Consider the following 24,643-nt stretch of genomic DNA (forward strand, 5'->3'; position numbering starts at 1 on the left):
GTGGGCACCTGGATCTCCACCTGGAGCACCGACCCGGCGGACGCCGCCCTCCCGGCGCTGCTCTGCCTGCCCCCGGCCGGGGCCGGCTGCCAGCAGTTCCGCTCCTGGCAGCCCCGGCTGGCCGGCACCGCCCAGGTGTACGGCGTACAGCTGCCGGGCCGGGAGAACCGCTGGCGCGAGCCCATGCCGGACACCTTCGGGGAGGCCGTCGCCGCCGCGGCCGAGGAGCTGACGGCCACCGTCGCCGCCGACCGGCCGCTGATCGTCTTCGGCCACAGCTTCGGCGGGCTCCTCGGCTACGAGCTCTCCCGTCTCGTGCGGCCGCGGGCCCTGGTGGTCAGCGGCTGCCGGGCCCCCGGCTTCTGGGACGGGGCCGGCCGGGGCATCGTCGACGACGCGGAGGAACTGGACAAGCTCTTCGACACGGCGGGCGTCGACCCCGCGCTCCTCGACGAGGCCACCCGCGACCTGATGGTCGCGATGCTCCGCAAGGACGCCCGGCTGTCGCTGAGTTACGTCCACCGCCCCGGCGACCGCCTGGACGTGCCCGTGCACGCCTGGGGCGCCGACGGCGACGAGACGGTCAGCTCCGAGGAACTCGACGGCTGGGCCGCCGTCACCACCGCCGGATTCGCCCGGCACCGCACCACCGGCGGCCACCACGCCGTACTGCGCCGCCCCGAGCCCGTCCTGGAGCACCTGGCCGGCCTGCTGCGCGGCGAGGGCGCACCGCTCGCCCCCACCCCCTGACGAACGGCACGCCCGCACGTCCCGGCACCACCCCGCACCACCCGCACGGCCCGGCACCACCCCTGCGATCCGCCCGCCCGCATCCGCCCGCCCCAGCCCGGAGGACACCGTGCCCACCACCCATCAGGTCCTCGTGAACCACGAGGGGCAGTACGCGCTGTACCCCGCCACGCGCGAGACGCCCGACGGCTGGACCCCGGCCGGCTTCGACGGCACCGAGGACGCGTGCGCCGCGTTCGTGGACGCGCACTGGCCCGACACCCGCCCGCTCAGTCTGCGAGGAGCCTGAGATGAAGATCGACCTGCTCGACCCGGGCCCCTTCGCCCGCAACGACTTCTGGCCCGTCTTCACCTGGCTGCGGGCCAACGCACCGGTCCACTGGCACCCCGAGCCCGGCGGCGACGACGGCTTCTGGGTGCTGAGCAAGCACCGCGACATCGTGAAGGTCTACGCCGACAGCGACACCTTCAGCTCGGCGCGCGGCATGCGGCTGGGCAGCGACCCGGCCGCCGTCGCCGCCGTCGCCCAGCGCATGCTGATCGTCTCCGACGTCCCGCACCACACCCGCCTCAAGCGGGCGCTCTACCAGGCGTTCGGCCCGCAGCAGATGCCCCGCCTGGAAGCGCTCGTGGAGCAGGTCGTCGGCGAGCTGGTGACCGAGGCCGCCGAACGCGACGAGCTGGACTTCATCGACCTCGCCAAGCAGCTCCCCAACCGGGTCGTCTGCGCCATGATGGGCATCCCGCGCGCCGACTGGGCGTGGATCGGAGCCCTGACCACCGGCGCCTTCGACTCGCCGGACGAAGCGGTCCGCACCAACGCGCACTCGGAGATCTTCCTCTACTTCATCGAGCTGCTGGCCGAACGGCGCGTGCGCCCCGGCGACGACCTGGTCAGCCAGATCGCCCACGACACCCTCGTCGACGAGGGCGACGGCACCGAACGGCCGCTCAGCGACGAGGAGATCGTCTTCAACCTCAACGGCGTCCTCTCCGGAGCCAACGAGACCACCCGCTACTCGGCCGCCGGCGCCGTGCACATGTTCGCCGAGCACCCCGACCAGTGGCGGCTGCTGCGGGGCCTGGGCCCCCAGGGCATCGCCCCGGCCGTCGAGGAGATCCTGCGCTGGACCACCCCCGGCGTGCACGCCCTGCGCACCGCCGTCCGCGACACCGAGATCAACGGCACCCGCATCGCCGCGGGCGACCGGGTCACCCTCTGGAACGTCTCGGCCAACCGGGACGAGGAGCTGTTCGCCGACCCGCACGCCTTCCGCGTCGACCGCCGGCCCAACCGGCACGTCGCCTTCGGCCACGGCCGCCACCTGTGCCTCGGCGCCCGCCTGGCCCGCTTCGAACTCGGCGCGCTGCTCACCGAGATGCTCACCGTCCTGGACGGCTTCGAGCTGACCGGACCCGCCACGTTCAACTCGTCCAACTTCACCTGGGGGATCAACAGTCTCCCCGTGCGGCTGCTGCGCAGCCGAGCCTTCGCGAAGTAAGAAAGGGCCCGCACTGTGACCACCGCACTCGTCGACTTCAACCGTTCCGACACGGCGTTCCCCGCCACCGGATACCCCGAGCTGCTCGCCGAGCAGGCCGCCCGCACCCCGCGGGCCACGGCCCTCGCGCAGGGCGACCGCTCCTGGACGTACGCCGAACTGGAGGCCGTCACCAACCGGCTGGCCCACGCCCTGATCGCCCGGGGCGCCGCCGCGGGCGAACGGATCGGCCTCTGCTACCCGCGCGGCGCCGAGTACGTCATCGGCTCCCTCGCCGTCCTCAAGACGGGCGCGGCCGTCGTCGCCCTCGACCCCGTCAACCCGGACGACCGGCTCGCCGCGATGATCGCCGACGCCGCGCCGCTGCTGGTCCTCACCCCGGCCGAGCTCGGCCGCCGCATACCGCAGGACGTGCCCCAGGCCGAGGTGTTCGCCGCCGGCCAGGGCCTGCCGGACACCGCTCCCGGCGTCGTGACCGGTCCGGACACCGTCAGCCACCTCATCTACACCTCCGGCTCCACCGGCACCCCCAAGGCCGTCCTGGAACGCCACGGCGCGCTCACCAACCTCGTGCACTGGACCCGGCGGGCGTACGGGGTCCGGGAGGGCGACCGCGCCTCCTGGATGTCCACGCCCGGCTTCGCCGTCCAGATCATGGAGTGGCTCGCCTACCTGCCGGCCGGCGCCGCGATCCACATCCCCGAGGCCGGTCAGGCCCAGACCCCGGAGCAGATCCGCGACTGGCTGGTGGGCGAGGGCATCACCCACACCATGCTGGTGGCCGCCCTCGCCGAGCCGGCCTGGGGCCTGGAGTGGCCCGCGGAGACGGCGCTGCGGATCCTGGTGACCACGGCCGAGCGGGTCCACAGCTGGCCGCCCGTCGACACCCCCTTCCGGGTCGTCATGACGTACGGCACCACCGAGACCACCAACGTGCTGTCCTGCCTCGACCTCGGTGCCGGCACTGACTTCACCAGCCAGGCCACCCCCGACGAGGTGCGGGCCACCCGGCAGGTCCCGGTCGGCGTGCCCATCGCCAACCTCCGCGTCCACCTCCTGGACGAGGACGGCGCCCCGGTGCCCGAGGGCGAGGTCGGGCGGCTGCACGTCTCCGGCGCCGGCGTCGCGGCCGGCTACCACGGCCGCCCCGAGCTCACCGCCGCCAAGTTCCACCCCAACTTCGTCGGCGACGACCCGCACCCGGTGCTCTACGACACGGGCGACCTCGCGCGGCGCCGCGAGGACGGGGCCGTTGAACTGCTCGGCCGGTCCGACTCCCAGGTGAAGATCCGCGGCTTCCGCGTCGAACTCGGCGAGGTGGAGACGCACATCGCCCGCCTCGACGGGATCGCCGAGGCCGTCGTCGTCACCCAGGAGCGCGGCCCGGGCGACAAGCGCCTCGTCGCCTACGTGTCGGCGGACGGCGCGGCCGCGCCCGACCCGGCCGCGGTGCGCGCCGACGTCGCCCGCACCCTGCCCTACTACATGGTCCCGGCCTCCGTCGTCGTCCTGCCGGCCCTCCCGCGCCTGCCCAACGGCAAGGTCGACCGGCGCAGCCTGCCCGAGCCCCCGGAGGGCCGCGACGGCGTCGGCGCCGGGTACGAGGCCCCCCGCAACGAGGTCGAGGACGGCCTCACCCGCCTGTGGGCCGAGGCGTTCCGCACCGACGGCGTCGGCATCCACGACAACTTCTTCGAGCTGGGCGGACACTCCCTGCTCGCCTTCCAGCTGATCGACGAGATCCGCCGCCGCTACAGCGTCGAGCTGAGCCTCTCCGACCTGTCCACCTACCCGACCGTCGCCGAGCTGGCCACCCTCGTCACCACCGAACGCTCGGGCGCCCGCGGCTCGTTCGGCGGACTCCCGGCGATCGTCCCCGACCCGGCGGGACGCTTCGAGCCGTTCCCGCTCACCGAGAGCCAGCAGGCCCTGTGGATCGGGCGCGGCGGACTCGTCGAGCTCGGCAACGTCGGCTGCCACGGCTACTTCGAGTGGGAGAGCGAGCAGCTCGACGTCGCCCGCTTCGAGGCCGCCTGGCGCCGGCTCGTCGAACGCCACGACGCGCTGCGCACCCGGGTCCTGCCCGACGGCACCCAGCAGGTCTTCGAGGAGATCCCGGCCTACGAGATCCCCGTCACCGACTTCGGCGGGCTCGACGAGGCGTCCCGCACCGAGGAACTGGCCGCCCTGCGCGAGCGGTTGTCCCACCAGGTACTGGACGCCGACAGCTGGCCGCTGTTCGACGTACGGATCAGCCTGCTCGGCGGCGGACGGGCCCGGATCCACCTCTCGCTGGACTTCCTGGTCGCCGACGCCTGGAGCTACTTCCAGGTCCTCATCCCGGACCTGGTGACCTACTACGTGGAGCCCGGCGCCGAACTGGCGCCGCTGGAGCTGACGTTCCGCGACTACGTCCTCGCGGTCGGGAACTCCCTGCGGGACAGCGAGCTCTACCGCCGCTCCGAGTGGTACTGGCGCGACCGACTCGCGACGCTGCCGCCCGCCCCGGCCCTGCCCGAGCGGCCGGCCGACGCCCCCGAGCTGCCCGTCCGCTTCGAACGGCGCAGCCACGTCGTCGCCCCCGACCTGTGGACCCGGATCCAGGAGCGGGCGCACGCCCGGGAAGTGACCCCCTCCGGGGTGCTGGCCGCCGCGTACGCCGAGATCCTGGGCACGGCGTCGGGCCAGGCCCGCTTCACCATCAACTTCCCCCTCTTCAACCGGCTGCCGCTGCACCCCCAGGTCAACGCGCTGCTCGCGGACACCACGACCACGCTGCTGCTCGCCGTCGAACAGCAGGACAACACCTTCGCCGGGCGGGCCCAGGCCGTCCAGCGCCGGCTCTGGGCCGACCTGGAACACCGCTACTTCAGCGGCGTGCAGGTCCTGCGCGAGCTCACCAAACTGCGCGGTTCCCTCGCCCCCGCCATGCCCGTGGTGATGACCAGCCTGGCCGGCCACCCGCCGCAGTACGAGGAGACCGAGCTGGGCGCCCCCGTCTACGGGATCTCCCAGACCCCGCAGGTCTCCCTGGACTTCCAGGTCTTCGAGAAGCCCGACGGGCTGACCTTCAACTGGGACTTCCTGCCGGCGGTCTACCCCGACGGGCTCATCGACTCCATGTTCGAGGAGTTCACCGCACTGCTGGAGGCGCTCGCCGAGGACGAGGCGTGGGAGCGCCACTCGCCGCCGCCCGGCGACGAGAGCGCCGCCCCCGGCAAGGCCGAGGAGCGCGACACGGGCGACGCCTGGGAGCGCTACTGGGCCGGCATCCAGCGCACCGGCCGGGGCGGCGACGTCATCTGGGACGCCGACAGCGGCGAGGAGTTCCACTGGCTGCTCGGCCAGGCCCAGAACCACTTCCGGGCCGGCCTGCCGGTCATCGACCTCGGCTGCGGCAACGGCCGCTACAGCCGCGAACTCGCCCCGCACTACCCCTCGGTCGTCGGCGTCGACGTCTCCGCCAGCGCCATCGACCACGCGAAGCGCGAGGCGAAGGGCGTCGACAACGTCGACTACCTGGCGATCGACATGACCGACGCCGACCAGGCCGCCGTCCTGGGGGAGGGGCCGTACAACATCTTCGTCCGCGGCGTCTTCCACGTCCTGGACGGCGAGGCCCGGGCCCGGCTCGCCGACATCGCCGGCCGCCTGCTGGGCAGCGAGGGGACGCTGATCGTCCACGAGCCCGACTACTCCAGCAACTCCTTCGGCTACCTCGGGTTCGTCGGCGGCAAGCGCGGCCGGGCCGAGGACCTGGTCGGCCCGCTGGAAGCGGCCGGCGTGCGGCACTCGCACCGCTTCACCCGGCCCGAGCTCGCCGAGGCGTTCGGCGCCGACGCGTGGGAGATCGTCGAGGACGAGGCGATAGAACTGCACGCCATCGACCCGCAGTCGGACTCGGACGCGCTGCGCCTGCCCGGCTACTACGCGGTGCTGCGCCGCCGGCGCTGATGGCCGGTCTGGCACTGGCGGGTCCGACCGCAGCGGTGCTGGCCGCGGCCGGGGACGTACGGGAGCTGCTGACCCGTACCGAACTGGACCGGGCCGGCGCCCTGCGGTCGGCGGGCGACCGGGACGACTTCCTGGCCGCCCACGCCCTGGTCAGGCTCTGCGCCGGGCGGCTCCTGGGCCGCCCGGCGCAGAGCCTCACCGTCGTCCAGAGCTGCGGGAGGTGCCCGAGGCCGCACGGCAGGCCGAGCCTGGCCGAGGCCCCCGGCACCGGCGTCAGCCTCGCGCACAGCCGGGGCTGGGTCGCGGCCGCGGCGGCGCCCGGTCCGGTCGGCGTGGACCTGGAGGCCGTGGACGGCCGTCCGCTGGACTGGCGGACGGCAGCACTGGCCTGTACGGAGAGGGAACTGGACGCCCTGCGGGCGGCCGGCGACCCGCGGCGCGCCTTCCTGCGCCAGTGGGTGAGAAAGGAGTCCCTGGTCAAGGTCGGGGCGGGCACGCTGGACGAGGCGGCCCGCCTCGACCTTCCCGTGTACGGGCGGGAGCCGCCCCGCTGGCGGGGCTGGCACCTGGTGGACTGGGGCGGTGACGGGGCCGTCGGATGCGTGGCGGCCCGCGACGAGACGCGGCTGCGGCTGCTCGGCTGAAAGACTGGACACGTGGAACGACGTACGACCGACCGGCTGCTCAGGGCGCGCGCACAGGCGATCGGAGGCGGGGTCCGGGAGGACTCCGTCGCCGCCGTCCTCGACCGGGTGCTGGCCGTCCAGGCCCAGGACCTGCCCGCGGCGGAGCTCGGGCTGCGGGTCCGGTCCCGCGGGCTGACCCTGGACGCGGTGCGGCGGGCCACCGACACCGAACGCACCGCGGTCCGCGGCTGGTTCATGCGCGGCACCCTCCACCTGGTGCCCGCCGCCGACGCGCGCTGGCTGCTCGCCCTGTTCGGGCCGGCGTACCTCGCCCTCGCGGCGCGGCGGCTGCGCGAACTCGGCCTGGACCACGACCTGTGCGAGCGGTCCGAACGGCTGATCGCCGGCGCGATCGACGCCGAGGGTCCGCTGACCCGCGCCCAGCTCACCGACCGGCTCGCCACCCTCGGGGTGGAGCCCAAGGGGCAGTCCGCCTTCCACCTGATCCGCCGTGCGGCGCTGGCCGGCCGGATCTGCCACGGGCCGCAGCGCGACGGCGAGGCCACCTTCGTCCTCCTCGACGACTGGCTGCCCGCCGGCGGGCCCCCGCCCTTCACCGGAGCGGCCGCCGAACGCGAGCTCGTCCGCCGCTACCGCCTCGCCCACGGCCCCAGCGACGTACTGGACTTCCTCCACTGGTCCGGGCTCAGGACCGCGGCGGGCAAGGCGGCCTGGGCCGCCGTACGGGAGAACGGGGACGCGGCTCCCGCGACCCCGGCGGACCCCGCGGAGCCGGACGTACGGCTGCTGCCGGCGTACGACGACTACCTGGTCGCCTACCGCAGCCGGGACCTGTCCGTCCCCGCCGCGGAGGAACGCCGGGTCTGGCCCGGAGGCGGGCAGATCCGCGCGACCGTCCTGGTCGACGGCCTGGCCGTCGGCACCTGGTCGCGGGGCCGGGGAGGGGCCGGCGTGAGCGTCGGCCCCTTCCCCTCGGCCGCGCCCCCGACGGCCGCCGTCGCCGCCGCCCTCGCCCGCGAGAGCGCCGACATCGCCCGGTTCTCCAGCGGAACTCACAGCCTGTCTACAAAAGGCCTATAGTCCGCTGATTCATAACCGGACGCTAACTCGGGGTCCCTAGCGTCAGTGCCGTCCGACAATTCCGTACCCAATCAGAAAAGGGCGTCGACATGGCACTCGGTCGGCATTCCGATTTCAATCGCCTGTGGTTCGGGCAGACCGTCAGTAATTTCGGCGACAAGATCTCCCTCCTCGCGCTCCCGACCCTCGCGGTCGTGATCCTCGACGGGGGAGCCTTCGAGGTCGGCGTGCTGGGCGCGCTGCGCTTCCTCCCCTTCCTGCTGCTCGCCCCGGTCGCGGGGCTGGTGGCCGACCGGGTGTCGAGGCGCACCGTCATGATCGTCGCCGACCTGGGCCGCTTCCTGGCCCTGGGCACGATCCCACTGGCGTTCGCCCTCGACTCGGTCAGCATGGTCCACATCTACATCGTGGCGGCGGTCACCGGCTGCCTCACCACCTTCTTCGAAGTCTCGTACCAGTCCTGGCTCCCCCAGCTCATCGGCAACGAGAACCTCATCGAGGGCAATACCAAACTCCAGATCAGCCGCAGCGTCGCCGAAGCGGTCGGCGCGGGCGCCGGCGGTGCGCTCATCCAGATGCTCGGCGCCGCGCGCGCCATCACCGCCGACGCATTCACCTTCCTGATCTCGCTGATCGCCCTGCTCGTCATCCGCCACCGCGACGTCCGCGAGCGGACCGAGGAGCGGAAGGCCTCCGCCAAGGCGGAGATGAAGGAGGGCATGCGGACCCTGTTCGGGAACCCGGTGCTGCGCGGCCTGTTCACCGCCAACGTCGTGGTCAACCTCGGCGCCGCCATGGGCGACGCCCTGCTGATCGTCTACGCCTACAAGGTGCTCGACCTGAGCCCCGGCCAGGTCGGCATCGCCTTCGCCGTCATGTCGGTCTTCGTCATCGTCGGCGCGGTCCTCTCCGAGCAGGTCGCCAAGGTCCTGACCGTCGGCCGCGTCCTGGTGCTGACCGCGGTCGTGCTGGGCCTCGGCTACATCGTCGTCCCGACGGGCGGCGCCATCGGCGGCTTCGTCGGCCTGATCGCGGTCCAGGCCGTCATCGGCTTCGTCTCCCCGATGTTCGACATCCACGTCCTCAGCCTCGTCCAGGGGGTCACCCCGAACGAGCAGATGGGCCGCGTCAGCGGCACCGCCCTCTCGGCGGTGTACGGCGCCCTGTCGCTGGGCTACTTCGCCGGTGGCGCCCTCGGCGAGGCGGTGGGCCTGACGGCCGGCCTCGCGGTGGCCGGCGCCGTCACCATCGTCGGCGGCCTGACGCTGCTGGGCGGACCGGTCTCCAAGATCAAGGAGATGCCCGGCGGCGACGACGCCGGGGAAGCCAGTCCGGCCGCGGCCGAACCGAAGATCACTGCCTGAGCAGCACCCCGGGGGTGCGGGAGTGGGTGCCGGCCGAACGGCACCCGCTCCGCACTGCTCCGCGCACCGCCCGGCGGCCGCACGGCCGCCGCCCGCAGCGCACCCGTACCGCCACACCCCGTACCGCCGCACCCGCACCGCCACACCCGCACCGACGCGCCGCGATTCGCGGCGCCCTCGCCGTATCCCTCTCCCGACTCCCGAAGACGCACGGAGGCTCAAGGTGAGCGAGTCCCTCGCCGAACGCATAGCCGCACTGCCGAAGTCCCGCCGGGCACTGTTCCAGGCCCTCTCGGGCCGCAACGGCGGGCGCGCCGCCGTACGCGAGGACCCCGAGCCGGCCCCCCGTGACCCCGCCGAACCGCCGGTGCTCTCCTTCGCCCAGCGGCGGCTGTGGTTCATCGACCAGCTCCAGCCCGGCAGTCCCGCGTACAACGTGCCCGTCGCCACCCGCATCCGCGGCCCCCTGGACCTGTCCGCCCTGCACGCGGCGCTCCAGGAGATCGTGGACCGCCACGAGGTGCTCCGCACCGTCTACACCTACCGGGAGGGCGCCTCCGAGGCCGTCCCCCGGGTGATCGACGGGTTCCGGCTGCCCCTGCCGGTGATCGAACTGCCCGGCGAGGAGGACGTGCGGCCGTTCTACGACGCGGACGCCGGCGCCCCCTTCGACCTGGCCGGCGCGGTGCCGCTGCGCGCCCGGCTGGGCCGGCTCGCCGACGACGACCACGTCCTCGTCCTCAACCTCCACCACATCGTCACCGACGGCTGGTCGATGCGCCTGCTGTACACCGAACTGGAGCGCGCCTACGCGGCCCGCACCGGCGCCCCCGCCGAGCGGCTCGCCCCGCTCGCCCTCCAGTACGCGGACTTCGCCGCCTGGCAGCGGCGCCGGATCAGCGGCGACCGCCTGGAGCAGCTCACGTCCTTCTGGCAGGAGGAGCTCGGCGGCGCCGCGCCCGTCGACCTGCCCACCGACCGTCCCCGGCCGCCCGTCTTCGGGCACGCCGGAGCCTCCCGCTACATCGACCTGCCGCCCCTGCTCATCGCCAGGCTCCGGGAGTTCGGCAAGTCCGAGGGCGCCACCCTCTACATGACGATGCTGGCCGGCTTCGCCGCCACCCTGCGCCGCTGGACCGGCCAGGAGGACATCGTCGTCGGCACGTCCGTCTCCGGACGCGACCACCCCGCCTTCGGCGACCTCGTCGGCTTCTTCGTCAACACCCTGCCGCTGCGCATCAGAACCGGCGGCGACCCCGGCTTCGCGGAGCTGGTCCGGGCCACCCGCCGCACCACCCTCCAGGCGTACGCGCACCAGGAGCTCCCCTTCGACCTCATCGTCGACGCGCTCGCGCTGCCCCGGGACCCCAGCCGGCCGCCGCTCACCTCCGTGATGTTCCTCCTCGACGAGACCCCGGACACGGCGCCGGGCCTGGCGGGGCTCACCACCGAGCCCATCGACTTCTCCTCGCACGCCACCAAGTACGACCTCATGATCAGCGTGCACGACACCGGCAGCGCCGTCCGCGCCCTCGTCGAGTACCCCACCGACCTGTTCGACGCCCCGACCGTGGACCGGCTCCTCGGCCACTTCCTCACCACGCTCGACGGCGCCGTCTCCCGCCCCGAACTCCCGCTGTCCGCCCTGCCCCTGCTGACCGACGCCGAACGCCGGGCCGCCCTGGACGACTGGAACGCCACCCGCGCCCCCTTCCCCCAGGACGCCTGCCTGCACCAGCTCTTCGAGCAGCACGCCGACCGGCGGCCCGACGCGCCCGCCGTGGTCCTGGGCGGCCTCGGCGGCTGGAGCGTCACCTACCGGGAGCTGGAGGAGCGGGCCAACCGGCTCGCGCACCGCCTCGCCCTGGCCGGTGCGGGACCCGACCGGACCGTGGCCCTGTGCCTGCGCCGGGGCCCCGCACTGGTCACCGCGATCCTCGCCGTCCTCAAGGCGGGCGGCGCCTACGTGCCGCTGGACCCGGACTACCCGGCCGAACGCCTGGCGCTGCTGCTGCGCGACGCCGCCCCGCCGCTGGTCGTCTCCGACTCCGAGCTGATCGGCCGGCTGCCCGTGCCCGACGGCACCGCACAGGTGCTCCTGGACACCGACCGGGCGGCCCTCGCCGAGCTGCCCGCGACCCGGCCGGCCGTGCCCGTGACCTCCCGCGACCTCGCGTACGTCATCTTCACCTCGGGCTCCACGGGCACCCCCAAGGGCATCGCCCTGGAACACCGCGGCGTGGTCAACAACCTGCTGGACCTGAACCGTTCGCACGGCATCGGACCCGGCGACTCCGTCCTCGCCCTCTCCTCGCCGAGCTTCGACATGAGCGTCTACGAGACCCTCGGCATCCTCGCGGCCGGCGGCACGCTCGTCCTGCCCGACCCTGCCGCCGCCAAGGACCCGGCCCACTGGGCCGACCTCGTCGACCGGCACGGGGTCACCGTCTGGAACTCCGCCCCCGCGCTCCTCGGCCTCCTCGCCGACCAGCTGGAACACGCGAACGGCCCCCGGCTGCCGCGCCTGCGCACCGCGTTCCTCGGCGGAGACTGGATCCCCGTCACCCAGCCGGACCGGATCCGCGCCTTCGCGCCCGAGCTGTCGTTCGTGGCGCTCGGCGGGGCGACCGAGGCGTCCATCCACTCGGTGGAGTTCCCGGTCGGCCGCGTGGACCCCGCGTGGACGAAGCTCCCGTACGGGCGGCCCATGGCCAACCAGCTCGCCTTCGTCCTCGACCCGCACGACCGCCTCGTCCCCGTCGGCGTCCCCGGCGAACTCCACCTCGGCGGCGTCGGGCTGGCCCGCGGCTACCTGGGCCGCCCCGACCTGACCCGGGAGAAGTTCGTCGAGGTCGAACTGGAGCCCGGCCGCACCGAGCGGCTCTACCGCACCGGCGACCTCGCCCGCTACGGCGCGGACGGCACCATCGAACTCCTCGGCCGCACCGACTTCCGGATCAAGCTCAACGGGCTGCGCATCGAGCCCGGCGAGGTGGAGAGCGCCCTGCGCGACCTCCCCGGCGTCCGCGAGGCCGTGGTGGCCGCCCGCCAGGCGGCCGGTTCCGCCCGGCTGACCGGGTACGTCGTCCCCGAGGACGGCGCCGCCCCGGACCCGGCGGCCCTGCGCACCGCGCTCGCCGCCGTCCTGCCCCCGCACTGCGTCCCGTCCGACCTGGTGCTCCTGGACCGGCTGCCGCTCAGCCCCAACGGCAAGGTGGACCGCGGCGCCCTGCCCGACCCGCGGACCGCCGGACCGCAGCCGGCCCGCGGCCCCGCCGCCGCGCCGGACGCGGACGCCGACCCGGCCGCGCTGCGGATCGCCGCCGTGTGGGCCGAGGTGCTCGGCGTGGCCGAGGTCGCCCCGGGCGACGACTTCTTCGCCCTCGGCGGCGACTCCTTCGCGGCCGTCCGCGCCGTCCGCGCCGTCGCCACCGCCCTGCCCGACGGCGGAGCCGCCGCCCTGCGCGTCGTCGACCTGTTCAGCAACCCCACCCCGGCCGGGCTCGCCGCCCGGGCCGCCGAACTCGCCGGCAGCGGTACCGGAGCCGCACAGCACCGGCTGCTGCACCGGCTCACCCCGGAACGGCCCGCCGGGACCACCACCCTGACCCTGGTCTGCTTCCCGCACGGGGGCGGCGACGCCATCGCCTACCAGCCGCTGGCCGCCCAGCTCGCGCCGCACATCGAGCTCCTCGCGGTCTCCCCGCCGGGGCACGACCCGCTGCGCCCCGGCCCGATGCTGCCGGTCCCCGACTTCGCGGAACTCGCCGCCGCGGAGATCGCCCGCACCGTGCGCGGCCCCTACGCCGTCTACGGCCACTGCGCCGGAGTCGTCACCGCGCTGGAGACCACCCACGTACTGGAGCGCCTCGGGCAGCGGCCGGTCGCCCTGGACCTCGCCGCGGCCCTCCCCGAGGAGGACCCCGAGTACGCCCTGGAGATGGAGCGCGTCTCCGGCGACGACGACCTCGTCGCCTACCTGACCACCATGGACGGCTTCGACGGCGTCCTCGACGACAGCGACCTCACCGCCGTGCTGCGCATGGTCCGGCACGACATGACCGAGGCCGCCCGCTTCTTCGCCCGCACCCCCGAAGGCTACGACCGGCCCCTGACCACCCCGCTCACCTGCATCATCGGCGACGCCGACGACGCGACCGAGGGGTACGAGGAGGGCTACCGCGCCTGGGGCCGGTACGCGTCCGACCTGCGGCTCGCCGTGATCCCCGGCGGCCGCCACTACTTCGCCAAGCACCTGCCCGACCGGCTGGCCGCCCTGCTGGCCGATCTGCACCGCAACGGAGGAACCCATGTCTGATCTCGCCGAACGGCTCGGCCGGCTGCCCCAGGGACAGCGGTCCCGCCTGCTGGGCCGGATGCGCAACCAGATGACGGCCGGCGTCGGCCGCCGCATCGAACTCCAGCGCGCCGACCACGGACCGCGGTCCCGCTCCTCCTTCCAGCAGGAGCAGATGTGGTTCGTCGACAAGCTGGGCGCGGGCAAGGCCCGCAACAACATAGCCCTGGCGATACAGCTGGGCGGACCGCTGGACCGGGCCGCCCTGCACGAGGCGCTCAACGCCGTCGTCGCCCGCCACCAGGTGCTGCACAGCAAACTCGTCGAGATCGACGGCGTTCCCTGGCAGGAGCCCGTGCCCTCCTTCGTGCTCGGCGTCCAGAGCACCGACCTGGCGGGCAGCGAGGACGCGGACCGCGAACTCGCCGAGCTCACCGCCTCCTGCGCCTCCGCCCCCTTCGACCTGGCCGCCGCCCCGCCCGTCCGCGCCCACCTGGTCCGGCTCGCCGAGGACCGGCACGTCCTGCTCTGGGTCGTCCACCACGTCGCCTGGGACCCGGGCTCGACCCGGATCTTCACCGAGGAGCTGACCGCCAGCTACGCCGCGGCGGCCGCCGGACAGCGTCCCGAGGCAGCGCCGCTCGCCGTGGAGTACGCCGACTTCGCCGCCTGGCAGCGGGCCAAGCTGGAGAACGACGAGCACGGCCGCGCCCTCGCCGGCAAATGGCGCCAGATCCTCGCCGGCGCCGTCGCCACCGAGGTCATGCCCGACCACGCCCGCGGCCCGGAGACCCGCGGCGACGGCCGCGGCCTGAAGCTGAACCTGGACCAGGAACTGCTGGACCGGCTCACCGAACTCGCCGACGCCAACAACACCACCGTCTTCACGACCCTGCTGGCCGGCTTCAACGCGCTGATGCGGCACTGGACCCGGACCGAGGACGTCGTCGTCGGCACGGCCAGCGCCTCCCGCCCGCACCCCGATCTGGAACAGGTCATCGGCTGCTTCGTCCAGATGATCACCCTGCGGACGGAGGTCACCGACCAGCTCACCTTCCGCGAGCTCGTCGCCCGCACCGCCGCCTCGGTCATGGACTCCTTCACCAACAGCGAACTGCCCTTCGAGCAGGTCGTGGAGGCCGTCCGCCCCGTCCGCGACCCGCTGCGGCACCCCCTCTTCCAGATCGAGTTCACCTCGCTCGGACGCTGGGGCACGCACCGCGCACAGGCCGCCGACCTCGACTTCACCATGGACCAACTGCACGACGGCGCCGCCAAGTTCGACATGAGCTTCCTGGTCGGCGAGAACGACGGGCTGGAACTCTCCCTGGAGTACAACACCAGCCTCTACCGGCACGGCACCGCCGCCGCCCTCCTCGCAGCCTTCCAGCAGGTGCTGGAGCAGGTCGCCCAGAACCCCGAAGTCCGGATCGGCGACATCAGCCTGGTGGAGGAGCCCGCCGCCTCCCGGCACGCCCGCGAGCTGTCCCGCGGCGGCCCCCTCGACGAGACGGCCTGGACGACCACCCTGGACCGCGCGTTCCGCGAGCGCGCCACCATCCACCCCGACGCCGAGGCCGTCCGCTTCGGCTCCTTCCGGCTGGACTACGCGGCCCTCGACCGCTGGTCCGAGGCCATCGCCCACCGGCTGCGCGACCGCGGCGTCCGGCACGGCGACCCGGTCGCCGTCTGTGTCGCCCGCGGCCCGGCCGCCGTCGCCGGCGTGCTCGGCGTCCTCAAGGCGGGCGCCCACTACATCCCGGTCGACCCGTCCGCCCCGGTCGAGCGGACCCGTACGGTCCTGGCCGACGCCAAGGTCCGGCACGCCCTCGTCGACGGCTCCGCGGAACTGCCCGTACCGCTGGAGCTGGTGAACACCGGCACGGCCGCGCCCGTCCGCGAGGTCCCGTCCCTCGCACCGAGCGCCACCCCCGGCGACCTGGCGTACGTCCTCTACACCTCGGGCAGCAGCGGCACCCCGAAGGGCGTGATGATCGAGCACCGCTCGGTCACCCACTTCTCCCGGACCATCGCCAAGGCCTACGAGGTCCGCGCCGAGGACCGGGTCCTGCAGTTCGCGCCGCTCACCTTCGACGTCTCGGTCTTCGAGCTCTTCACCACCCTCCTGGCCGGCGGCTCGCTCGTCATCGCCACCGACGACGAGCGCCGCGACCCGGCCCTGCTCCAGGCCCGGATGCGCGAGGACGCGGTGACCGTCGCCGAACTCCCGCCCGCCCTCCTGCCGCTGCTCGACCAGGCGGCCCTGCCCGACCTGCGCCTGGTCTCGGTCGGCGGCGAGGCCTTCCCCGGCCGCCTGGTCGCCGAGTGGACCGCCGGCGAACGCCGGTTCGTCAACGGCTACGGCCCCACCGAGGCCACCGTCGCCGTCACCCTCATGGACTGCACCGGCAGTTACGACCGCAACCCCCCGATCGGCCGCCCCATGCCCGGCCACCAGGCCTTCGTGCTCGACGAGCGGCTGCGCCCCGTCCCGCCCGGCGTGCCCGGCGAACTGTGCGTGGCCGGACCGGGTGTCGCCCGCGGCTACCTGGGCCGCCCCGACCTGACCGCCGACCGCTTCGCCGACAACCCGTACGCCGACGGGCCCGAGACCGCCCGGCTCTACCGGACCGGCGACCTGGTGCGCTGGCTCCCCGGCGGGAACCTCGACTTCCTCGGCCGCACCGACCGCCAGCTCAAGGTCCGCGGCCACCGGATCGAGCCGGGCGAGGTCGAGTCCGTCCTCACCGGACACCCCTCCGTCCAGCAGGCCGTCGTCGTGGCCCAGCCCGCGGCGGGCGGCGAGCGGATGCTGACCGCCTACGTCACCGTCGAGCAGGTGGGCTCCTACGCCTCGGAGGTCGCCGACGCCGAGGGACTGCGCGCCTACACGGCCGTGCGGCTGCCGGGCTACATGGTGCCGGTCGTCGTCGTCCTGGCCGAGCTGCCCCTCACCCCGCACGGCAAGGTCGACACGGCCGCGCTTCCCCTGCCGGCCGACCAGACCGGCGCCGGCGGCACCGCGCCGCGCGACGCCATCGAGGAGCAGATCTGCCGCGACATCCTCACCCCGCTGCTGGAGTGGCAGAACCCGGACGTGGAGGGTGACTTCTTCGCCCTGGGCGGCAGCTCCCTCCAGGCGACCATCGTGGTCTCCCGGGTCCGCGCCCTGTTCGGGATCGACATCGCCCTCGCCGACTTCTTCGGCCACCCGACCGTCGCCGCGCTGGCCGAACTCGTCCGCGGCGCGAAGGCCGAGGCGGCCGGCGAACAGGACCGGCTGCTCGCGGTCTTCGAGCAGATCGAGAACATGAGCGACGAGGAAGCCGCCGCCCTCCTGGGCTCCATGCAGCACCCGGACGGTCCCTGATGGCCACTGCGGCCGGGTTCGAAGGAGCGCTCGCCGCGCTCCCCGAGGCGAAGCGCGAACTCGCCCGGCTGATGCTGGCCGCCCGGCAGCCCGTCCCCGCCCACCCGGCCCCGCGCTCCGGCGCGGGGCCGGTCCCCCCGACCGCGCTCCAGACCCGGCTGTGGCGGCGCGAACGCACCCACCCCGCCGTCGCGACCGGCTCGCACGCGCTCCGGCTGACGGGCCCGCTCGACACGCGGCGGCTGCGCGACGCCCTGACCGCGGTGCTCCGCCGCCACGAGGCACTGCGGACCCGGCTGACCGGATCCGCCGCGGGCCGGCCGCTGCTGGAGGTGGACGCGGAACCGGTCCTGCGGTTCACCGAGGCCGACCTCGGCGGATTCACCCCGGAGGCGGCGGCCGCGCGCACCGCCCTGCAGATCACCGAGAGCGCCTCGACCGTCCTGGACCTGGAGAGCGGCCGCACCAGCGCGTTCCGGCTGCTGCGGACCGCGCCCGACGAACACGTCCTGATCCTCGCCTCGCACCTCGCGGTCTTCGACGGCTGGTCCTCCGGGGTCTTCCTCGCGGACCTCGCCGCCGGCTACCGCGAGTGCACCGACCGGCTCCCCCCGCCCGAACTCCAGTTCCCCGACTACGCGGCCTGGCAGCACCGGTGGCTCGACGGGCCCGACGGCTCCGCCGAACTCGCGCGACGCCGGGCCGTGTTCGCCGCGGACCCGCCCGCCCGCAGGGCCGCCGGCGGATTCGAGCGCGGGCACCTGCCCGTACGCCTGGCCCGCGGGCCGGTCGGCCGCGGGCTGGAGATCGGCGCGGCCGAGGGCGCCACCCCGTTCATGACCCTGCTCGCCGCGCTGGCCGTCGTACTGGCCCGCCGGGAGGGCCGTACCGGGGTGGTGGTGATCGGGACCCCGGCCGCGGGGCGGTTCGCGGGCGCGCTCGAAGGCGCCGTCGGACAGTTCACCACCGTCGTTCCGATCCGGCTGGACCTGACGGGCGGGCCCACCTTCCGGGAGCTGCTGCACCGCACCCGGGCCGCCGTCGCGGACGCCCTCGGCCACCAGCGGCTGCCCGTGGACGTCCTGTTCGCGGACGGCGCGCCCCCGCCGTACGACGTCCTGTTCGCCCTCCACAACTATCCGGCCGTCCCCCTGGACCTGCCGGGCATCGAAGTGGGCCAGCTGCCCGGCCCGCCGGCCCGCCACCTGGAGCTCTACAGTCCCGACCCGGCCGCCGCCCTCGCCTGCGTCGGCCTCGTCGAACGGGACGGCGAGATCGGCGGCACCGCCGAGTACAACCGGCACGCGGCCACGCCCGAGGACGTGCGGGGCCTGCTCACCGGAATCGAGGAGGTACTGGACCGGGCCCACACCGCCCCCGCATCCCCGCTCACCCCCCGGCACTAGGGAGTTGCCCGTGCTCACCACCGAGTTCTACCGCGCGCCCGCGGACTGCGGGCTCGTACGGAGCGGAGCCGACGTGCCCCGCACCCCCATGCGGGCCCTGCGCGAGGACGTCCACGACATCCTGGTCTCCGCGCCCGTCGCCGAGGCCCGCCGCACCCGGGACCCGAGACCCGTCCACCGGGCCCTGGGGGAGCGGGGCCTGCTCGCCCCCCAGTGGCCGCAGGAGTACGGGGGCCGCGGCGTCAGCCAGGTCGCGGCCGCCGTCCTCGTCGAGGAACTGGCCATGCACGACGTGCCCGACCTGCTGCACACCCTCACGGTGCAGATCGTCGGCTCCACCCTGCTCAACGTCGCCAGTCCGGCGATGAAGGCCCGGCACCTGCCGGGGTTCGCGGCCGGCACCGCCTTCGGCTGCGTGCTGTTCAGCGAACCCCAGGCCGGCTCGGACCTCAACATCCTCTCCACCCGCGCCGTCTCCGACGGGAAGGGCGGGTACAAGCTGTACGGCACCAAGGTCCACTCGCTCTTCGCCCGGATGGCCGACTACGGGCTGTGCCTGGCCCGCGGCGAGGACGACGCCTTCAGCCTGTTCCTCGTCCCCCTGGCCCAGCGGGGCGTCACCATCCGGCAGATCCCCGGCATCATGGACGACGCCTTCCACGAGGTCACCCTGGACGGCGTGGCCGTGACCGCCGACGACGTCGTCGGCGAGACCGGCCAGGGCTGGGCGATCGTCGTCAAGACGCTCGCCTTCGAACGCACCGGCCTGGACTACTACGTCAAGGCGCTGCGCTGGTACCGGGCCGCCGTGGAACGGCTGGAGGCCCACACCGACCGGCTGGAGGCCGGCCAGCACGACCAGATCGGCCTGGCCAAGCTCAACGCCCGGCTGCTCGCGGCGGGCACGCTGGTCCGCCGGGTCCTCACCCGCCTGGACCGGGGGGAGCTCAACGAGGACGAGGCCGCCGCGGCCAAGTGGTACACCACCGAACTCGCCGCCGAGGTGGCCTGGTGGGCCGCCGAACTCGACGGCGACCGCAGCATGACCCTCGACGACCCCGAGGTCGACGGGGTGGCACACCCACTCGATTCGGCGATGCGCGAAGCCCCGGGAATGCGCATATCCGGCGGCACCGCCGAAATGATGCTGGAGACGCTGGCCCGGCTGCGTCTCGACTCAGGGGCGGAGGTACGGCCGTGACACCACAGTCGGTCAACGGGAACGGGACGGGCGGCGGAGCGCCGGCGGCGCCCGAGCGGTGGCGCGAGCGGGAGGACGAGGACTCCCTCTTCCGGCAGCTCCGGCTCACCGTGCGGCAGGGGCTGGAGGTCGACGGGGACACCCCCGGCGGCGCCTGGGAGGCGCTGACGCAGGTCGGCGCGTGGGAGTTCGCGCTGCCCATCGAGAAGGACGGCCTCGACCTCGGCCAGGCGGTCCTCGCCATGGTCTGCGAGGAGGCGGGCAACTCCATGCAGCCCGTCCCGCTGCCCGACACCCTGCTCGCCCTGGACCTGGTCTCCGGGCTCGGCCCGCTCGCACCGGAATCGGCCGACGCCCTGCTCGACCGGGTGCGGACCGGGGAACTGCCCCTCGCCGTACCGGGCCGGCTGCCCGACCCGCGCGGCGCCGTACCGCCGGGCATCACGTGGAAGCCCGACGGGGACACCGGCGGCGTCGTGCTCACCGGCGCGGGAGGCCCCTTCGCCGCGGGAGTCGGGGCGGGCGCCCTGCTGGTCCTGGCGAGCGGCCCCGACGGCCCGTGCGTGGTGCTCGTCGAGCTGCCCGCGGCGGGCGTCCAGGTACGCCCGCTGCGCGACCACGGCGGCGGCGCCGTCTCCAGCGCCGTCTTCGACGAGACCCGGATCCCGGCGCAGTCGGTCCTCCTGCGCGGCCTCGCCGCCGAACACGCGCTCGCCCGCGCGGGACTGCGGGCGGCGGTCCACCAGGCGTCCCTGCTGGCCGGGATCACGGCGGCCGCGCTCACCGCGGTCGTCTCCCGGATCCGGGGCCGGCAGCAGTTCGGCCAGGCCCTCGTCAAGCACCAGGGGCCGCGGCTGCGCGTCGCCGGACTGCTGGCCCGGCTGGACGCCGTCCGCTGGGCCGTGGGCGACGCCGCCCGGGACCTCGACGAGGGGCGCCTCACGCCGGGGGAGGCGGCGGGGCTGATCGCGCTCACCGCGGAGACCACCCTCGACGTGACGCGCGACGCGGTCCACCTGCACGGCGCCTCCGGCCTGGTCCGCGACGGGCTGGTGGCCGGCTGCTACCGGCGCGCGGCCTGGGAGGCCATGCGCTGCGGACGTCCCGCCCAGCTGTGGGACACCGCGGCGCACACCCCCTGAGGCGGCCGCCGTACGGGGCCGTACGGGAAAGGGGTCCCCGCCCTGCGGGAACCCCTCCCCTCCCGGGCGGGGCCGGATCACCCGGCCCCGCCCGGAACACCTCACTCCAGGTCGCGGCGCATGACCCAGCGGTGCCGCTTGTCGCTCTTCGCCTCCGTCCGCGTGACCCGGCGGAAGCCGGCCCGCTCGAACATGTCCATCGTGCCGACGTAGGCGAGCGTCGGATTGACCCGGCCGCCCTCCGGGTCCACCGGATAACCCTCGACGGCGGGCGCGCCGTGGGAGCGCGCGTGTTCGACGGCCCCCTCCAGCAGGCCCGAGGCGACCCCCTTCCCGCGGAACTCCTTGCGCACGACGAAGCAGGTGACCGACCACACGGGCAGGTCGTCCACCGGAGTGATCGTCTTGGAGGCGGTGAGCCGGTCGAGTTGACGGCGGGGCGCCACGTTGCACCAGCCGGCCACCTCACCGCCCACGAAGCCCAGGACACCGGGCGGCGGATCGGCCTTCTCCGCGAGGGTGCGCAGGTGCTCGCCCCGCTCGTCCGCCGTCATCCGGCCGTAGTCGCCCGTGGAGAGCCGCCACGCCATGCACCAGCACGTGTGCGCGCTCTTCTTCGGCTGGAGCACCTTGCGCACGTCGTCCCACAGATCCGCCGTGGCGGGCCGTACTTCTAAACTCATGCCGCTACTTCACTCTCTTCCGCTCTTACAAGTGCCCCGCGGGTGCGAAGTTCCGCACCCCGGGGACGACTTCGATCCTGGCCGCGGCCAGGACCTCCAGGGCACGCTGACACGCCTCCCGTCCTACATCCAGATGGGTGACCAGCCGGATCACGTCCGGTCCGGGCGCGGTCACCAGCACTCCTTCCCGTGCGGCGCGTGCGACGACCGCCTCGGCGCCGGGCGCCTCGGCGAGGACGATGTTGGTCTCCGGCCGGCGCACCGTGAACCCCGCGTCCCGCAGACCCGCCGCCAGCAGACCCGCGTGGGCGTGGTCCTCGGCGATCCGCTCCACGTGGTGGTCCAGCGCGTACAGCCCGGCGGCCGCCAGGATCCCCGACTGCCGCATGCCTCCGCCCAGGCCGTGCCTCAGTCTGCGGGCCCGTGGCAGCTGTGCGGCCGCGAGCAGCAGCACGGAGCCGACCGGTGCGCCCAGTCCCTTCGACAGGCAGACGGCGAGCGAGTCGGCGGTCGCGCCGTACGCTGCCGCCGGAGTGCCGGTCGCTGCCATGGCGTTCCAGATCCGGGCGCCGTCCATGTGCACCGCGACCCCGGCCCGCTCCGTCAGCTCGCGTACCGCGCGCAGGGTCTCCAGCGGATGGACCGTGCCGCCGGCCCGGGTGTGGGTCTGCTCGACCTCCACCGCGCGGGTGCCCAGCGTGTACGGGTTCCCGCGCCGGATCACCCCGGCCAGCGCGGCCGCGGTGAGCACGCCCCGGTCGGCGGCGACCGTCCGCGTCTGGATCCCGCCGTAGCGGGCCGGGGAGGCCTCCTCGTGGGCCAGGATGTGCGCCTCGGCGTCGCACACCAGCTCCTCGCCCGGGCCGACGAGCAGCTGGAGCCCGATCTGGTTGGCCATCACCCCCGAGGGCACGAACAGGGCGGCGGAGAACCCGAACAGGCCGGCGAGCCGGTCCTCCAGGGCCCGCACCGTCGGGTCCTCGCCGAACAGGTCGTCGCCGACCTCGGCGGCCGCCATCGCGGCCCGCATCCCGGGGCCCGGGCGGGTCACGGTGTCGCTGCGCAGGTCGACGGCCGGGGGCGTGCGGGCGGTGGAACCGATGTCGGGCCCCGGGTCGGGGCGGTGGTTGGTCGGGGGGTTCATGACGCTTCGTCAACTCCTTGTTGTTCGCGTGGGCGCGGGGTGAGGTCGCGGGCCGCCACCCAGTCCAGCAGGGGGCGTACCGCCAGCCAGGTCTCCCGTACGAGGTCCGCGGCGCGGGCCGTGTGCAGTCCGTCGGCCGGCCCGAAGCGGCGGCCCGCGTCGATCTTGCGGTGGCGCAGCAGGTCCAGCCGCGGGTGGTCCGCCGGGACGCCCCGGGGGCGGGACTTGAGCCGGTCGCCGCCGATGGTGAAGCCCCGGCGCTCCAGCCGGCCCGTGATCGCGGCCAGCTCCGCGCCGCCGTCCTCCTCCTCGACGGCGGCGCGGTACCGGGCGACCTCGGCGCCGGCGTACGGGTAGTAGCGGCCGGAGGCGTACAGCCCGTGCCGGTCCAGGTGGACCCACAGGCCCAGACAGGGCAGCAGGTCCAGGTAGGCGCCCTGGTAGGTCTTGTACGGGGACTTGTCGTGCGACATCCGGGTGTCGCGCACCGGGCCGAGCACCTGCACTCCGCCCGGCCCGGACCGCTCCCCGAACACCGTGTTCAGTTCGGCGGCCAGCCCGTCCATCGGCCCGCGCACGTCGCGCTCGTACCGTTCGCGGTGGCGCAGCCGCCAGGAGTCCCTGTCGTTGTCGTCCGCGAGGTCCTCGTACAGGCGCAGTGCCGAGGGCGGGAAGCCGCCGAAGGTCACGGAAGGTACCCCGGCAGGGGGTGGCGGGCGCACAGCTCGGAGACCTTCGCGCGCACCCGGTCCCGCACCGCGTCCGGCAGGACTCCGCCCGGCGCGCGCAGTTCCTCCAGGACGTCCGCGACCAGGTCGGCGCACTCGGCGGCCACGGTGCGGTCCATCCCGCGGGCGGCGAGGGTGTTGGTGCCCAGCCGCAGCCCTCCGGTCACGCGCACGGGCGTGGTGTCACCGGGCACCCGGTTGCGGTTGACGACGATCCCGCAGGACTCCAGGGCCTGTTCGGCCACGTCGCCGGTGACGCCCGTGCCCCGCAGGTCGAGCAGGACCATGTGGGTGTCGGTACCTCCGGTGACCAGGCGCAGACCCCGGTCGGTGAGCCGCTCGGCGATCGCCTGCGCCCCGTCGGCGAGGCGCTTGGCGATCTCGGCGAAGTCGGGGCTGGCCACGAAGTCCAGGGCCCGCGCCTTCGCCGCCACCGACGCCAGGTCGGGCGTGCCCTGGGTGAAGGGGAACACGGCGCGGCGCAGCGTCGCGGCCAGGGTGCCGCGCTCCGGACCGGAGGTGCGGGCGTCGCGGCCGAGCAGGATCAGTCCGCCGCGGGGGCCGTACAGCTGCTTGTAGGTGCTGGTCGTCGTCACGTGGGCGTGGTCGACGGGGCTCTGGTGCAGCCCGGCCGCGACCAGGCCGGCGATGTGCGAGATGTCGGCGAGGAGGTAGGCGTTGGCCTCGTCGGCGATCTCCCGGAAACGGGCGAAGTCGATGCTGCGCGGGTAGGCGCTCGCCCCGCAGACGATCAGCTTCGGGCGGTGCTCCAGGGCCAGTTCGCGGATCTGGTCGTAGTCGAGCAGCCCGTCCGGCGTCACCCGGTAGCCGTGGGCCCGGTAGTAGCGGCCGGTCACCGAGGCGGGGGAGCCGTGGGTGAGGTGGCCGCCGCAGTCCAGGTCCAGGCCGAGCAGGCTGTCGCCGGGGCTGAGCAGCGCGGTGATCACGGCCAGGTTCGCAGAGGAGCCGGAGTGCGGCTGCACGATGGCGTCCTGCGCGCCGAAGGCCTTGCAAGCCCGCTCGATCGCCAGGCGCTCGATCTCGTCGGCGACCCCGCACCCGGCGTGGTAGCGGTTCCCGGGGAAGCCCTCGGCGGTCAGGTTGCCGAGGGCGCTCCCCTCACAGGCCAGGACGGAGGGGTCGGCGACGCTGGACGCCGCGACCATCATCAGGGTGTCGCGCTGGCGGGCCGACTCCCGGGCCAGCAGCGCGTACAGGGCGGAGTCGCGCTCTCTCAGCCTCCGGGTGGCGTGGCCGGCGAAATCGACCAGGTCGGGATCGGCTCCGGGCACGGGCGGCGCCACCGCGACGGGCGGCGCCTCCTCGTCCACGGGATCGGTGACGGGCGCGGGCAGGGTGAGACTCATGGCTGTCC

At 74.4% G+C, this 24,643-nt stretch carries 16 protein-coding genes; 12 read left to right on the forward strand and 4 right to left on the reverse strand.

The genetic code is table 11. The features are described from left to right. The 12 genes from ACZ6S8_RS24995 to ACZ6S8_RS25050 all read left to right on the forward strand — a co-directional run bounded on the left by ACZ6S8_RS24995 (window position 1) and on the right by ACZ6S8_RS25050 (window position 20,713). Window positions 1-750, forward strand: a complete 750-nt coding sequence (locus ACZ6S8_RS24995; protein WP_469459228.1) for a thioesterase II family protein — start codon at window positions 1-3, stop codon at window positions 748-750. Between the two features lie 67 nt (window positions 751-817). Further along, window positions 818-1,039: an MbtH family protein gene (locus ACZ6S8_RS25000; protein ID WP_469459394.1), complete on the forward strand. Its 222-nt coding sequence runs from the start codon at window positions 818-820 to the stop codon at window positions 1,037-1,039. 1 nt (window position 1,040) lies between these two features. Next, on the forward strand, window positions 1,041-2,252 hold the full coding sequence (locus ACZ6S8_RS25005; RefSeq protein ID WP_469459230.1) for a cytochrome P450: 1,212 nt from the start codon (window positions 1,041-1,043) through the stop codon (window positions 2,250-2,252). Between the two features lie 15 nt (window positions 2,253-2,267). Further along, on the forward strand, window positions 2,268-6,206 hold the full coding sequence (locus tag ACZ6S8_RS25010) for an amino acid adenylation domain-containing protein (protein ID WP_469459233.1): 3,939 nt from the start codon (window positions 2,268-2,270) through the stop codon (window positions 6,204-6,206). Beyond that, the gene (locus ACZ6S8_RS25015) at window positions 6,206-6,850 is read left to right on the forward strand and encodes a 4'-phosphopantetheinyl transferase family protein (RefSeq protein WP_469459235.1); all 645 of its coding nucleotides are present in this window, start codon (window positions 6,206-6,208) and stop codon (window positions 6,848-6,850) included. Before ACZ6S8_RS25010 ends, ACZ6S8_RS25015 begins: the two co-directional genes overlap by 1 nt. A gap of 12 nt (window positions 6,851-6,862) precedes the next feature. Further along, window positions 6,863-7,933 carry a winged helix DNA-binding domain-containing protein gene (locus tag ACZ6S8_RS25020; RefSeq protein ID WP_469459237.1) on the forward strand — a complete coding sequence of 357 codons (1,071 nt, stop codon included), beginning with the start codon at window positions 6,863-6,865 and terminating at the stop codon, window positions 7,931-7,933. An 89-nt stretch (window positions 7,934-8,022) separates the two neighbouring features. Continuing rightward, window positions 8,023-9,297 (forward strand): MFS transporter, encoded by a 1,275-nt coding sequence (locus ACZ6S8_RS25025; protein WP_469459238.1) that lies wholly within the window; start codon window positions 8,023-8,025, stop codon window positions 9,295-9,297. Window positions 9,298-9,520: 223 nt separating this feature from the next. Beyond that, window positions 9,521-13,615, forward strand: coding sequence for a non-ribosomal peptide synthetase (locus ACZ6S8_RS25030; RefSeq protein WP_469459240.1), 4,095 nt, complete (start codon window positions 9,521-9,523; stop codon window positions 13,613-13,615). Next, window positions 13,608-16,964 carry a non-ribosomal peptide synthetase gene (locus ACZ6S8_RS25035; RefSeq protein WP_469459242.1) on the forward strand — a complete coding sequence of 1,119 codons (3,357 nt, stop codon included), beginning with the start codon at window positions 13,608-13,610 and terminating at the stop codon, window positions 16,962-16,964. The genes ACZ6S8_RS25030 and ACZ6S8_RS25035 overlap by 8 nt, the downstream gene beginning before the upstream one ends. Then, window positions 16,964-18,370 (forward strand): condensation domain-containing protein, encoded by a 1,407-nt coding sequence (locus ACZ6S8_RS25040; RefSeq protein WP_469459244.1) that lies wholly within the window; start codon window positions 16,964-16,966, stop codon window positions 18,368-18,370. Before ACZ6S8_RS25035 ends, ACZ6S8_RS25040 begins: the two co-directional genes overlap by 1 nt. A 10-nt stretch (window positions 18,371-18,380) precedes the next feature. After that, window positions 18,381-19,571, forward strand: coding sequence for an acyl-CoA dehydrogenase family protein (locus ACZ6S8_RS25045; RefSeq protein ID WP_469459246.1), 1,191 nt, complete (start codon window positions 18,381-18,383; stop codon window positions 19,569-19,571). After that, complete coding sequence (locus ACZ6S8_RS25050; RefSeq protein ID WP_469459248.1) at window positions 19,568-20,713, forward strand: acyl-CoA dehydrogenase family protein; 1,146 nt, start codon at window positions 19,568-19,570, stop codon at window positions 20,711-20,713. The genes ACZ6S8_RS25045 and ACZ6S8_RS25050 overlap by 4 nt, the downstream gene beginning before the upstream one ends. A gap of 101 nt (window positions 20,714-20,814) precedes the next feature. Here the strand turns inward: ACZ6S8_RS25050 and ACZ6S8_RS25055 are convergent, their stop codons facing one another. From ACZ6S8_RS25055 to ACZ6S8_RS25070, 4 genes are read right to left on the reverse strand one after another with little or no spacing between them, the layout of a single operon-like run. Further along, window positions 20,815-21,396: a GNAT family N-acetyltransferase gene (locus ACZ6S8_RS25055; protein WP_469459250.1), complete on the reverse strand. Its 582-nt coding sequence runs from the start codon at window positions 21,394-21,396 to the stop codon at window positions 20,815-20,817. Window positions 21,397-21,421: 25 nt separating this feature from the next. Further along, window positions 21,422-22,540 carry a threonine aldolase family protein gene (locus ACZ6S8_RS25060; protein ID WP_469459253.1) on the reverse strand — a complete coding sequence of 373 codons (1,119 nt, stop codon included), beginning with the start codon at window positions 22,538-22,540 and terminating at the stop codon, window positions 21,422-21,424. Continuing rightward, window positions 22,537-23,229, reverse strand: coding sequence for a DUF2461 domain-containing protein (locus ACZ6S8_RS25065; RefSeq protein ID WP_469459255.1), 693 nt, complete (start codon window positions 23,227-23,229; stop codon window positions 22,537-22,539). The genes ACZ6S8_RS25060 and ACZ6S8_RS25065 overlap by 4 nt, the downstream gene beginning before the upstream one ends. Then, window positions 23,226-24,635, reverse strand: a complete 1,410-nt coding sequence (locus ACZ6S8_RS25070) for a serine hydroxymethyltransferase (RefSeq protein WP_469459256.1) — start codon at window positions 24,633-24,635, stop codon at window positions 23,226-23,228. Before ACZ6S8_RS25070 ends, ACZ6S8_RS25065 begins: the two co-directional genes overlap by 4 nt. Window positions 24,636-24,643 lie beyond the last annotated feature (8 nt).

Source organism: Streptomyces sp. NPDC048461, from assembly GCF_055587105.1.